Below are 13,012 nucleotides of genomic sequence, written 5' to 3'. Positions count from 1 at the left end.
CCATCTTTAATTAAACTTGTTAATTCAAAGAACTCTATTAGATGTCGTCCAAACGTTTTTTCAATCGATTTATTCTATGTGAAGTAATAGCTCCACTTATATAAGGTGCTCCGCTGCCAATATTATCAAATACGAATTCTACATTACTGCCTTCTTCAACGCCTAATAAATTTTTTACCGATTCAACTACATCAAATTTCATTTCTTTCTCCTTTACATAGTTTATTAGCTAATTTCTCGAAATTCTTTTATTACATCGGGAATACCCGTGTTTAATTCATCTTTATTATATTCCATTCCTAATTCACGTCTTAATTGGTTATAATCTTTTACTGTTACCTCTACAAGATTTTGTGAAACACCTTTTTTTATTTTACCGAAAGAAGAAGCTAATTCTTTTGTCGCTTCGATTAATTCAACACTGGCATAACCGGCATTTTTAAAAATAAATTGTTCAATATCTTGAGGACTTAAATAGGTTCGCTCACTTGTATGTCCTAATTCTATATAACCTGCTCTTATGGATTCCTCTTTAACTATATTTACACTAGAAATTATCATAGTATAAAGTGGTGCATATAAGTTTTTATATTTTTCCATTTTAAAATTTCTTTTTGCCTTTCTTGGCTCAATATATAAATGAATAAGTAAAAAAGTAAGAACTGAAAATATTACTGAAATAAAAGCTGATAATATTTTTACATCAATGTTCATTCTATCCTCCAATTAACTTATAGGTATTTCTTTGTCACAAACAAAGCACCCTAATTAAAGAGTGCTAGTCTATATTTAAATCATATCTTCCATTAGCATGTTCTTGACATCCTTTTAATTAGAATGCCGTTTTTTTGTATCCCCCAACGCAGAAACATTATCATTTATTTTTTTTAACACTCTATTATTATCTTTACTAAATTCATTAAAGCTTTTAACTAAATCATGCACCTCATATTCTCTCGTAAATAATAATCCACTTTCAAAATTTAAATCCATTATATATTCTTCTACATAAATTGTTTTTTCATCATTTGCACCTTTATACGTAACAGTTGCTTTATAAACAGGATAAACATCTTTTTCTTTATCTTTTATATCCCAACTCATTCCAAGAAAAGCTTTATAATTATATTGGGGTGGAATATTAGGAATAGGTTTGTTAAGTAAATTTGAATTAGATAATGGCATTTTTTCAGGACTTTCTATCCTAGGTGACACCTCAACCGTAGTATCTAAAGCCATAGTTTTTCCAATGTTTTTTAAAACAAAATTTACAACCCCATTTGTTTTAGAATCTAAATAAGCAACCACATAAGGACGGTTCTCTTCCTCCCTAGTTTTTTGCATTTCTTTTACTGATGCTGAGTTGGCTCTTAAAATAAATATAGTTGCTCCTACGTAAATCAAGGTTAAAATTGCCATTACTGCTCCTTGGTTATCATTTATCCATTTTAATAAATCCAATTATTTCACTCCTAATATATTAGTTCGATATTAACTATTTCATCAATTGCTTATACAAATTAACCTAGTGATTGAAACATTTGAAAAACCATTTGAGCAAAACCTGACAATTTTTGTATCGTTTCAACATCCTCTGTTACTGTTGTAATTTTTTTCATAACCGATCTATACTTACCTTCAGCTTCTTCCTTAGTTGCGGAAGTACTAATTGCTAATACTTCTGTTAATAGTTCAATAATAGTATCTTGCTTATCTGTTTGTGTATTGAGTAATTGAACTATTTGATATAAATTCCCTGTATTTTGCTCAATCTTTTCTAACGTCCGTAGTACAGATTGATTATACTGTTCTGTTCGATGCTCTTTTTCTTTTTGCAAAGTAATCATTTCATTTAACATTTCATTTGTTATAGATTTTCCTACTGTTTTTAAAGCAAGTGGATTAGTTGTTTTTTTACTTACTATTTCAGCAAGCTTTTCCTTATCTATTTTAACTCCTTTTAGCAGTTCATTATGATTTAATTGACTATATTTATTTTCACTCATGTGCTACCTCCAATATTTTAATTTAATTTTTCCATTCGACAATTTATTACATTTCCCTTCACAATTTATAAAAGGAATTACTCTAAAAATTCTCTCCTGTGAAATAAACTAAGGTCATGCAGCCGCTTAATTGATACGATATATATCAGAATGTAAACCACCCCTCCCCCTATATTGCCTTATCACTGGAAGAGGTTGGCAAGATGTTTTTTACATATGTAGCCATTTAATTTAACTATTATGTTAGATCATACAAAACTTCTTATTCAGTGCATAAGTAACAAGCATATTACCAACCTTAAATCAGCGTAGAATTATTGCGTAGAATTATAATTCTATGCTAAAATATACATATAAACAGACAGTTTACATACATAAACTCATGAATAACAAATAAAAAAAGTTGCGTAGAATTATTTAGGGAGGAATTATCATGATTCAGAAGTTCGTGAATGAAGCATTGAAAGGAAAGTCAGTAACAACAGTTAAGACATACACTCATGCATTAAAACAATTTGAACAGTGGCTTGATGGAGCAGGAACAGACTTAGAAAGCTTTGCTCGTTCTGATGTCCAACAGTATATTGACTACATGGTTTCCCATAAGAAGTCTGCTGCAACTATTAATAAAGTATTTAATGCATTAAAGAAGTATTGCAAGTGGAGTAACAAGACAGAAGCAATAGAAGACATAAGTGTGGTAAAGCAACAAGACTTAAAGCAAGTAGCACCTAAGTCACTCGATAGAAACGAACGCAATCAACTCATACGTGAAGTGGATAGAGCAAACAACAAGCGAGACTCCGCTATTGTACTGCTTCTATTAAATACTGGATTACGTGTTAGTGAACTGGTGAATATAGATATCAATGATATATCCCTTACCGAAAGAAAAGGCACGGTTAAGATTATTGGAAAAGGAAATAAAGAACGTACAATGCCATTAAATGTAGAAACTAGGAGGGCTTTAACTAAGTATTTAGAAGAACGCAATGGAAATAGCCCAGCCTTATTCCTAAGTAATAGAGGTGAGCGCATTAGTGTTAGGAGTGTGCAACACTTAATAAATAAATATGGATTCAATGTACATCAACTGCGACATACTTTTATTACAGACCTTGTACGTGCAGGACATGATATAAGCATCATTCAATCCTTATCAGGTCATTCCAGTGCTGATATGATCCTTCGCTATTCAGCACCGACAGAAGAGGATAGAGAAAATGCAGTTGAACAATTATATAAGAATTGATACAAGACTATCGGTTATGATGGTCTTTTTTCATATTCTGATTTATATCGTTTCAAACTTCCTTCATTCGTAAAACAAATTAACTACCCCTTCACTATCTTTACGTTCATATCAATTCGTATATATTCGTTAACACCGTACAAGATGGTGACCACTCTTCTCCTTCATACTTGCATCTATTCCTTACTACAACAAATACTCTCTTTCTTACACTTATTTAACGTAAATTCATGCGAAATTACTATACATACGAAGTAATAGTGTTTTACAGATAAGAGGGATTCAGCAGCTTCTTATCTCCACTTAATTCAAATCGGCATAGAAATGAGCACTACAGTTTTAAAGTTTATCGTTTTAAACCCCTTGTTTCCCTGTATCAAACGGTACAGGGTTTTCTTTTGTCTATTTTTAAACGTAAGAAAAACAGGATGTACACTGTTACTTCTTACTTTATTTTTATTGTATTTATCACATCCATAAAAACAATATCCTCATTAATTTTAAGATGTTTTTTACTCGATACGATTACTCGGTAACACTCGATAAAAATTCCTCGAGCAATTACATCTTAACTAAATTTTAAAACGTAAGAATTACACACGATTCCTAAGTATTAATGGTTTATGGAATCACAAATATGGTAATTCGAAAGGAATGTTAATTATGGTTAAAAAGGTTTTTCACACATCTGATATGTCGTTAACTGCTGCATTATCAACAATTAAAGGAGCATCAATTGGTCATGTAACTGTAACTCAAAAGGAAGATGATGGTTATTTGGTTACATTTGAAGTGACATATGAAGAAAATTTACAACCTTCAATCGACAACATGATTGAGCTTTATAAAGCAAACACATTGCAGCTAAACGTTAGATCACTAAGTGCTCAATTAGCTTATTGTCGTTACTTATTTAACCTTAAAACAAGACAATACAACAATCAAATTTAACGGAGGTTCATCAATATGTCCAATCCACAAGAAGCTGCATTATATAAACGTATTACAGAATTAGAAAAAGAGTTAGCCGTTGAAAAAGCTATACAAAAGGAATTTCTTACAAATTGCCAAGCAAGACAAGAATTTCTCGCAAAACAATTCAACAAATTAAGTACGGCTAAAAACGTACAAAAAGATGAAAGTGAGGTGAAGAATTGATGACTCAATCTCGATTAGTACATTTAGTTGATCAACAAACTGGTGAAGTATTAGGTGAGGATATTATTAATCCCCAATCACAAGTAATATCTGAAAATCAGAGACAGGCATATAAGAACAAATTAGAAAAAGAAAGAGATAACCGTCATTTCAGTTTTGCGGATATGGAGAATATTAAAGAAGTGATTTCTAAATTAACAAATGTTCACCTTGGATATTTATTACAATTACAGTGTCATATGGAATTCGGAACAGGTTTTTTAATTGGAAAGGATGGGGCGGTTATGACTAAGAAAGTAGATATTGAGCGTACATTAGGTATTACAAATAGTACTAATAAACGTTTATATAAAGCACTTGAAAGTAATGAAATTTTGGAAGAGGTTAAAGGTGGATACCGTATTAATCCTACTTATCACTTTAGGGGACAAGCTCAAGAACAAAAGATAATCAAACTATTTACTACAACATTAAAGCAGCTATGCACAATCTTAAAACCTGCTGAAATTGGATTCTTATATAAGTTACTTCCATATGTGCATTACGAAACTAACATGATTTGTATTAATCCTCATGAAATTGATTCTAAGGAAATTAAGTACCTTAATATAGAAGCAATCGCACAAGTTACTGAAATCCATCAAAAGAAAATATCTACTCTCCTTAGAGGTTTAAGAAAAGGTGGAATAATTGCAGAAACGATACTGGAAGATAAACGCCATACTTTCATCACATTAAATCCATATATCTTTTATAGAAAAAGTGGTCAACCTGATAATACGTTAAGAGGTATGTTTGCTGCTTCACCATATGCTCCAAAAAAATAGGTAACTTTTTTGACCCTTTTTTGCTCGAATGGGTAACTTTTTTGACCTGTTTCAAATCACGCTTAATCCATTGTGACAGTAAGGCTGAACACTGTTTTGGGCGTTGATTACTTCTTTATCTTTGATACAAGTTAACTTTATATACAGTTTAATAATTCACAAGTTTAATATAGGTAAGAATTACCTTGTGCATATATTCCTTGTTATATGTCCTCAATTGCCGGACGGCTTAGTACTTCACTTTCGCTCGTACATTCATTCTATAAATTAAGGAGGTAGCAAAAAATTATGAAAAAGAAATACATGAATCGCAAAGAATTTATTCAGCATATTAGTATTTTAACTTTAGGATACTATGCATATAAAAATGAACCAATTTCATTTCCACAAGTTGCTGAATATCTAAATACAACTACTGATAACTTACGATTAAAGAAACAAGATACTGATCTAATGAGTCAATTATCTAAATGTGGAATTGTTGTAGAACGTATTAATAATACGAATCATTTTGTAATAACGAATAATTGAACAAAGTAATGCCCTTACCGAATGGATAGCAGGGGGAATCGACTAATACACCCTCAAAAACCTTTTCTCTTTGGATAGGGCTAATCAAAAGTTAAATAAAGGATGGTATTAATATGAACAAAGATAATTTATTTTCAAATTTTGAACGTTATGAAGCAAGCAATAGTAATCCATTGTCATTTTTAACAGAAGAAGAAAATAAAAAAGAAACCGCTGCAAAAGAATTAAATAACAGTGATAACCCTTTAGCTTTCTTAAATGATTATGAAACTGCTAAAGATAAAACTTATAAAGGTAATCCGTTACTTTTCTTAGAAAAAGCAAATAACCTTGAAGAAGAAATACTAAATAGTTATAAATATTATGGTCTTGTTGAAGCCCTACGTAAATATCACAAGGGAACTGAGTTAGAACAAGATGAATTAAAACTTATACTTGATTTTGTAGCACAATTTCCAAACAAAAAATTAGAAGACTTGGAGGATTAATATCATGAATAATTTTACAACTAAAGAAGTTAAAATGTTAAAAATGCTTTACGGAAATGACTTTGAATTATATGGCACTTCAAATTCCCCTTCAGACTTTACAAGAATGGACATTCCAACAATTGCAAAAGCATTGTCCATTTATGTTAAAGAATATTATAAATACGCTAATTATCCAGCAGAGTTTACTGGTTCTGTTTCTGATCTGCGCCATTTTGTAAGAGATGCAAAATTAGATATATACAAGTTTTATAACCTCTTTGAATCACCTACTAAAACGGACAAGTTGGCAAATGAATTAAAGAAAAATAATATTAAACTAGCCTATAGAGGTGGAAAGATAAAGTTAGAAGAATTTTAAAGGGTGTCCTCAATTTAGAGGATGCTTTTTTACTTATTAAGAGGGTTTTAAGGAGTTATTAAATAGCATTGTTAAGTACGGATTAAGAGCATCATAACAAGCTTATATAAGGTTATTAAGTACTTTATAACCTTATATAAGCTTACCTAGAACTTTCGAACCACTATTACATTCGCTCATACGAAAGTTTATGCTTAGTGTATTACAATTATGCTAAACCACTAATTCTCCAAAATGGGAGTATGGAATTTCTCTCCCATGCAATCAATAAATCTAAAAAAGATAGGCGATTTCACCTATCCCTTCTCTTACTTTGCTAAGTCTTTTAAAGATGCATTCGCTTCTTCTGATTTATCAATCGCTTCTTTCATTAAATCAGCGATTTCAGATATCTTTTCCTTATCATAAGATTTAGCGTTATTGATATAGTTTGTTAGAAGTTCCATTGCTTCTTCATCTAATTTAAACGCATCAACATACGTATCATGAAAATCTTCTAGTTTTTTCGGCACTTTTTTATAACTTAAAAAGTGTGAAGCTGCTTTTTTAGAAACCTTTATATGTTCTTTGACCTCTTGCTTCCAAGTACTATCGTTTAATTTATTAGGATTATCAACTACATTTCCCATTAAATCAAATATTTTAGATTTTGTATTCTGAAAATCCAAAGTATCTTTTGCTACATAGTTAATGTACTTTTTTTCGTCCTTTGAAAGATCTTCTGTACCACTAAATTGAATTAATTCTTCATTAGTATTCGAGCTTGTTTCTTCTGTTCCCCCCTCTTGAACAGAACAGCTTGTGAACACCGCAGTCAATAAAATCCCTACTGTTAAAGTTGCTAATTGTTTTTTCATTATTTATCATCCCCTCGTAATATAAATACCCTTTATGGCTAATAATAACCTTTTATTTTAATTTTAAATTTTGCTCTTTAATCCATCTTTCTGCTCTCGCAACCGGATCATCAATCATATATGAATCAGTTAACATTTGTTTCAACTTTTCTTCCATGCGGTTAAATTCATCAATGTACATCATTTTAAATTTCAATGCTTCGTTACCAGTGAATCCCATCGCTAAAAGTGTGAAACCGTCTTTAGTTAAGTTGTATTTCTTGTATTGTCTTGCGCGTTCGTTAATGTAAGTTGACTGCTCAAAATTGAGCGGTGAAACAATTCCTGTTTCTAAAAGGTTTTCAATGTCTCTTGTTACGTTTTTATGTTCTTTCCCAAATACTTCAGCCACCATTAAACTATCTGTTACTACCTCATTGTTTTCAATAAATACGATATTATTTGTCATTTACGAGACTGCATTAACACTTCATGCAATCCATCTTCAGTTAAGAACCACATTTCACGATTTTGACCTGATGCATATATTGTATGCGTCAGCTTTTCGTCTTCATCTACAGTTTTTAATAATTGCCCTGTTCTTCCATCGTAATCAATCCAATCAGCTACGTCTTTAGCTAAGAAGAACGGTTCTTCCTTTGTTCCCCCTTTTCTATTTGGTGAGGGATTGTATAAGATTAATAACTTAACTTGCAAATATATGTTGACGTTCATTGGAGGATTTTTATCATGGGATGAGGGTACAGGAAAACGGCTAGGGCATAGAATGACTACCTTACATTGCAAAAACAAGAAAGTTAATGCAGCATAAAGCAGACGTTCATTGTTATTTTTATCATGGTCTATCGGGTTAAGGATTCCGTATAGTAACACCTTGTTTGAACGTTAGATTTTCACCTACAACGAATTTTTAACATGTTATGCTTGTCCAACATGCTGAAAGATATAGGGAAGGAATTGTACTACTGACATTATCCTTTATTACCCGTAACCTAATATTTCTTTCTTATTCGTTGCTACCTGTACCTTAATACACCAAGCAACCTTACCAAACCGTTTATGGACGTTCTCTCCTAGACTTCTAACAACGCAAACAAGGAAACGTTATATGTTAGAACGCTTAATTTTATGACAGTGGCTTAGCTAACCTGTTCAAGTGTTTATTCGTGGTGTTAGGTCATTCCCACGTTCGGAAATCCCTTTACATATTCCTAAAAAAGACAATAGGAAATTAAACCTTTGCATTATACTTTTTAAAAATTTATAATGAAGGTGTTAGATGTACGGAATATCCGTTATTTAATTTTTGCTATTACATATTTAAACTCGGTCACCTATTGCAGTAGGTGGCTTTTTTCTTTTTATTTGTATCTATTTAGCATCTTTAAAGGTGAAAATTCTTTATGTTTCTCTTTCACATCATTACTAAATAAATTGACATATGTTCTAACCATATCCATCGTGGTGTGTCCAAGTATCTGTTGTAGTTCAAATATCCCTGCTCCATTTTGAACACTTAATTTAGCGAATGTATGCCTAAACGTATGGGGGCTGCAACGAACATCTTTTATCTTCACCATTTCTCCATACTTGCTAATTCGATTTTGTAATTGTCTTTTTGTCATTGGTCGATTATCAATTGAAGTAAATAAAGCATCTGTTTCCATTGACCCGCGAACTGTTACATACTTTCTTAATACTTCTTTCATATAAGATTGAATTGGTACTAATCTTTCTTTATATCCTTTTGTATTACGAATATGAACAAATGAATCTTCCCATTTAATATCAGTAATTGTTATTCCAACAAGTTCGTTCGCTCTTACACCTGTTTCTAAAAGTAATAACATTACCGTATAATCACGAAAGCCTATAAATGTAGTTAAATTAGGCTGCTTTAATAACGTTTTTATTTGTTCTTTGCTAAATGTAGGTATAGCTTGTCTTCTGACACGCAAGAATTTAACGTCTTTCATTGGATTAGATTTAATATATCTTTCAGTATGGAGAAAGTTAAAAAACGCTCTAATCGCTCCTAAACGTGTATTAATCGTAACTGGTTTTCTTTGTAGAACCTCTTTCATATGGAAAATAACATTCTTCTTAATTACTTCACTGGTAATTTCAGTTGGATTTGTGGATACAGATTGATCCATGAGAAGTTTGTAAAACGTAGTTAACTCACTCCTATAATATCGAATGGTATGGTCACGTAAATTACGTAACTCACAATCATTAAGGAATAAGTGTAGAGCGGTTTTATAGTCCAGTACATCTAATTGTACAGAATCGTGAATTACTGCTAATTCTTTAACATTTAAATCATTATTACGTCTTTTCATAACAACCTTTTACCTCCCTTTGGTACATGATTCAGTACGCTTATTTAACAAGGAGATAATCGTATGCAATAAACTTTTAAGAACACGAAAAAACGGCTCCTACTGAACGTAAGAGCCGTTTAAATCAACGTTACATGATACCGATGGTCGGGGTCGAACCGACACTCCCGAAGGAACACGATTTTGAGTCGGTTTTTTCCGTTATATCATTAGTTATTATCATTTTTTTACAGTCATATTAAGTAATTCTACAGTTAATTGTAGGGTGTTACAGTTAGCCTGTTCACACGACTACTATATACTTTACAGTATAATTCTAGCAGACTAGATTTTCAATAAGTTTTTCTACTTTTCTTTTATATAATCATTATTATCTCTATACACCTGTTTCTAATGTAAGTTGGTAAGTATTAGAGGCTTTCCCCTGTCCCACTGTAACAGACAGTATACCCTGTTCTTTCAGTCCTTTTATTGCCTTTGATGTTGTATTACGATTAGCCCGTAAATAATCCTGTAACTGGTTATACGATAACTTCACGGGTGCTTTATCAGCTTCTAATTCTTTCATAATATATAGTAACAATAGTTCTGTTTTATCTAAGTTAGTACGTTTGAATAATGCCAATGTTAGCCTCTTCCCTTGTTCTGTCATTTAACACTCATACTAATGGTGCCTTACATTTCATATAGTACATATTAATTACTATAAAAACACCAAAAACTTCCTCTTAACTGATAATATATTAAAAAGACTTATGCGTAATTCACATAAGTCTTACTTTTGTTACTCATAATTGATTATTCTTCGTCTTCGAAATCACGTAGGATAGAATACCCCATATTAAAGAAGGGCTGTTTTTAATGCTTCCTCAAGCATTGTATTGAAATCATTATATGTTTTCATCACTGTGCCAGATGGTTTATCAAGTTCTAAGTAAGTACCGTCAGATAAGTTTTTACAAAACCACGCAATACTTGAATCTCCAAAGAAAAGATACTCTTTTTGAAATTCATTTTCATACCAAATCTCATTCGTTTCTATAAATCCACAAATCGGTTCGTTTCTTTCTGTATCTAGTAAAGAAGAGTCAACTCCATAAATAACTAGTCCACCAAAATCTAAACCGTTTACGTTTTTAAGAAACTCCTCAAATTCAATCGGTAAATCAACATTAAATTTCTCTTTCACGTGTTCTCTTAATCTATGAACTTCAGTATCTGTTGCTGGTGTGTTCAAATTAAAGTTAACACTTTTCAGTATATCTCCAATTTCTAAAACTAGATTTTTCCACATATAAAAACCTCTTTCTAAGTGTATTTATTCCCCTTTAGGGTAGATATTATATTTGGGTATAGGCCAGCTTATGTCTGCACTATCTCCATCTTGTAAGTGTCTAGTTAATGTACGTTGTGTATTAGTTATAGCTTTATGATATGGATGATTTTGTATTAAAGTTAAATTTTCAAATGCATTTGTTCCTCCATCGTCTAAAGGGAGATTATGATGTACTTGCCATCCAACTGGAGGTCTTCCTTGTTTCATTAATTCTATATTGCCATCTGTTATTCCCGCTTCCTTAAGTTCAGTAAGCTTAACAGGGTCATTTACCAAGGATTTAAGAAACTCTTGTCTTACCTTGCTATCAAAAGTTTTCCTAAGTTGTTCAGCTTCTTCTCTCGGTCTCTTAGTATAAGTAATATCTTCAACTTTAACATCCTCAAGAAGTACGTCTTTTCCATACAATTTACCAACAAAAACATCTCCATCTGTGGTACTTTTAGTATATTGATAAGGAGATAACTTATTGTTAGCCTCTTGATAAGCATCAACAAAGCTAGATTTTAAAGAACTTCCATCAATACCTGCAAATGAAAATTGATTTCCAAAATTAAAGTTATTTAACGTATATAAGGCATTTCTATATGCGGCAGAATTATTTATGAACGACTTTCCTTTTGCTAAGTTGGCAACAATCGCTACTTTCCCTGCTTGCCCTGCTTTACTAAGACCTTTATCACCAATAAAACCTGTTAATATTGATGCTACACCATAGGCAGCGTAATGCATTCTGCTTTCCATATCTCCATTCCAAAATTTATTTACAAATGAATCAGAGAATGTGTTCCACATTGCAGGAAAGGTTTCCTTGTAGTTTACAATTGCATCACGCATATTTTCCCACGTTTCTGCATCACCCAATGCTTTAAGTCCTTCCCATGCATCTGTGACAGCATCTTCTACACCAGTAGAAATACCAGTCCATGCGTCATTTAAATCTTTTTTCTCTTCTTCCCAAGCTTTCTCGAAGTCAGATTTTGGCGGAAGCTTACCGCACATTTCACCTTCTTCAATTGAATTGGCAGCCTGACGTGCCCTCTCTTCTTCTATCGCTTGAATAGAAGTTGTCCACTCCATATTCAATCCCTGTGTACTAAATGTACCACTAGCAGGACTAAAACCTTTCCCACTTTGGACTTCAGCAAGACCCGTCGCAATGTTAGCTGCTAGTTGGAGTGCTGTATCATAATTACTACTAGAAGTATAATTGAATTCATGTAGATGTTCTAACTTTTCTTGCAGTTTCCGTTTCATCATATCAAAAATACCCATCATCGCTTGCATAGCTGGAAGGACATTACTAATCCCTTCAACACCAGCTTTCATTCGGTCAATCCCTTGGATTTGTTCTAATATTTCTTGTTCAATGACATCTGTCGAAGCCACCTTGGATTGAAATTGACTTGGAAAGGCATCATTCTGACGAATTAATTCTTCACACAAGTAAATGATTCCTTGTGCTAAAGGACGAAATGTCTGTGCAAAGTAGGCTTTCGCACTATCGTAAGTTTGCCCCTGCAAAACAGTATCACCTGTAAAAGCATCAATCGAATTGATAGCTTCTTCCATACCTTGAATGATAGCGGTACATACAGCGTTCATGGTTTGAGTTTGGCTTTGTACTTCTCCTAAATACATATTTAAACTCATGCATTGACCTCCCTTGCTAATTGTTGGTGATGATAGGAAAGGTCATTTTCTAAATCACTAAGGTCTCGTCTTTCTTTAAGCAACGTTTCTTTTTGATTTTCCAATTCAAATGTGAGTTTTCGTTCCATTTGTTGTGCATCTTGACGCATATTCATAAAAAACAATGACATTTCTCTATCTCTATGCCAAGTTCCTAAAATA

General features: G+C 32.2%; 19 protein-coding genes. 7 read left to right on the top strand and 12 right to left on the bottom strand.

Features of this window, described 5'->3' with window-relative positions:
* Positions 1-37: 37 nt before the first annotated feature.
* The 4 genes from CQ058_RS31875 to CQ058_RS21540 all read right to left on the bottom strand — a co-directional run bounded on the left by CQ058_RS31875 (position 38) and on the right by CQ058_RS21540 (position 2,006).
* On the bottom strand, positions 38-202 hold the full coding sequence (locus CQ058_RS31875; protein WP_181150775.1) for a hypothetical protein: 165 nt from the start codon (positions 200-202) through the stop codon (positions 38-40).
* A 23-nt stretch (positions 203-225) separates the two neighbouring features.
* Positions 226-714, bottom strand: coding sequence for a hypothetical protein (locus CQ058_RS21550; RefSeq protein ID WP_002188224.1), 489 nt, complete (start codon positions 712-714; stop codon positions 226-228).
* A gap of 114 nt (positions 715-828) precedes the next feature.
* Positions 829-1,461 (bottom strand): hypothetical protein, encoded by a 633-nt coding sequence (locus CQ058_RS21545; protein WP_105589970.1) that lies wholly within the window; start codon positions 1,459-1,461, stop codon positions 829-831.
* Positions 1,462-1,520: 59 nt separating this feature from the next.
* Positions 1,521-2,006: a hypothetical protein gene (locus CQ058_RS21540; protein ID WP_002188222.1), complete on the bottom strand. Its 486-nt coding sequence runs from the start codon at positions 2,004-2,006 to the stop codon at positions 1,521-1,523.
* Positions 2,007-2,439: 433 nt separating this feature from the next.
* Here CQ058_RS21540 and CQ058_RS21535 point away from each other — a divergent pair, with 433 nt between their 5' ends.
* The 7 genes from CQ058_RS21535 (at position 2,440) to CQ058_RS21505 (ending at position 6,623) form a co-directional block, all read left to right on the top strand.
* Positions 2,440-3,258: a tyrosine-type recombinase/integrase gene (locus CQ058_RS21535; RefSeq protein WP_002188217.1), complete on the top strand. Its 819-nt coding sequence runs from the start codon at positions 2,440-2,442 to the stop codon at positions 3,256-3,258.
* 663 nt (positions 3,259-3,921) lie between these two features.
* Positions 3,922-4,209 (top strand): hypothetical protein, encoded by a 288-nt coding sequence (locus CQ058_RS21530; RefSeq protein ID WP_002188215.1) that lies wholly within the window; start codon positions 3,922-3,924, stop codon positions 4,207-4,209.
* A 15-nt stretch (positions 4,210-4,224) separates the two neighbouring features.
* Positions 4,225-4,416, top strand: coding sequence for a hypothetical protein (locus CQ058_RS21525; protein ID WP_002188214.1), 192 nt, complete (start codon positions 4,225-4,227; stop codon positions 4,414-4,416).
* Positions 4,416-5,243, top strand: a complete 828-nt coding sequence (locus tag CQ058_RS21520) for a hypothetical protein (protein ID WP_105589969.1) — start codon at positions 4,416-4,418, stop codon at positions 5,241-5,243. Before CQ058_RS21525 ends, CQ058_RS21520 begins: the two co-directional genes overlap by 1 nt.
* Before the next feature lie 288 nt (positions 5,244-5,531).
* Positions 5,532-5,774, top strand: coding sequence for a hypothetical protein (locus CQ058_RS21515; RefSeq protein ID WP_002188212.1), 243 nt, complete (start codon positions 5,532-5,534; stop codon positions 5,772-5,774).
* Between the two features lie 113 nt (positions 5,775-5,887).
* The gene (locus tag CQ058_RS21510) at positions 5,888-6,262 is read left to right on the top strand and encodes a hypothetical protein (protein ID WP_001030776.1); all 375 of its coding nucleotides are present in this window, start codon (positions 5,888-5,890) and stop codon (positions 6,260-6,262) included.
* 4 nt (positions 6,263-6,266) lie between these two features.
* Positions 6,267-6,623 (top strand): hypothetical protein, encoded by a 357-nt coding sequence (locus tag CQ058_RS21505; RefSeq protein WP_002188211.1) that lies wholly within the window; start codon positions 6,267-6,269, stop codon positions 6,621-6,623.
* Positions 6,624-6,931: 308 nt separating this feature from the next.
* Here CQ058_RS21505 and CQ058_RS21500 read toward each other — a convergent pair whose 3' ends face one another.
* The 8 genes from CQ058_RS21500 to CQ058_RS21465 form a co-directional block, all read right to left on the bottom strand.
* Positions 6,932-7,480 (bottom strand): hypothetical protein, encoded by a 549-nt coding sequence (locus tag CQ058_RS21500; RefSeq protein ID WP_002188209.1) that lies wholly within the window; start codon positions 7,478-7,480, stop codon positions 6,932-6,934.
* A 52-nt stretch (positions 7,481-7,532) separates the two neighbouring features.
* Complete coding sequence (locus CQ058_RS21495) at positions 7,533-7,928, bottom strand: Rha family transcriptional regulator (RefSeq protein WP_002188208.1); 396 nt, start codon at positions 7,926-7,928, stop codon at positions 7,533-7,535.
* Entirely contained in the window at positions 7,925-8,194 is a 270-nt protein-coding gene (locus tag CQ058_RS21490) for a BRO-N domain-containing protein (protein WP_082187721.1), read from the bottom strand. The genes CQ058_RS21495 and CQ058_RS21490 overlap by 4 nt, the downstream gene beginning before the upstream one ends.
* A gap of 647 nt (positions 8,195-8,841) precedes the next feature.
* Complete coding sequence (locus CQ058_RS21485) at positions 8,842-9,822, bottom strand: tyrosine-type recombinase/integrase (protein WP_105589968.1); 981 nt, start codon at positions 9,820-9,822, stop codon at positions 8,842-8,844.
* Positions 9,823-10,198: 376 nt separating this feature from the next.
* Positions 10,199-10,447, bottom strand: coding sequence for a GntR family transcriptional regulator (locus tag CQ058_RS21480; protein WP_105589967.1), 249 nt, complete (start codon positions 10,445-10,447; stop codon positions 10,199-10,201).
* A 216-nt stretch (positions 10,448-10,663) separates the two neighbouring features.
* On the bottom strand, positions 10,664-11,116 hold the full coding sequence (locus CQ058_RS21475; protein WP_002188201.1) for a YrhA family protein: 453 nt from the start codon (positions 11,114-11,116) through the stop codon (positions 10,664-10,666).
* A gap of 24 nt (positions 11,117-11,140) precedes the next feature.
* On the bottom strand, positions 11,141-12,811 hold the full coding sequence (locus CQ058_RS21470; protein ID WP_105589966.1) for a T7SS effector LXG polymorphic toxin: 1,671 nt from the start codon (positions 12,809-12,811) through the stop codon (positions 11,141-11,143).
* Positions 12,808-13,012 (bottom strand): DUF3958 family protein (locus CQ058_RS21465; RefSeq protein ID WP_142396384.1); only part of this gene is annotated, 205 nt, incomplete at its 5' end. The genes CQ058_RS21470 and CQ058_RS21465, both read right to left, overlap by 4 nt.

Source organism: Bacillus sp. MYb56 (genome assembly GCF_002976445.1).
In the GTDB taxonomy this organism is placed as follows: domain Bacteria; phylum Bacillota; class Bacilli; order Bacillales; family Bacillaceae_G; genus Bacillus_A; species Bacillus_A mycoides.
Note: the sequence above shows the minus strand (reverse complement) of the source record. Positions and strands in the feature narration are given on the sequence as shown.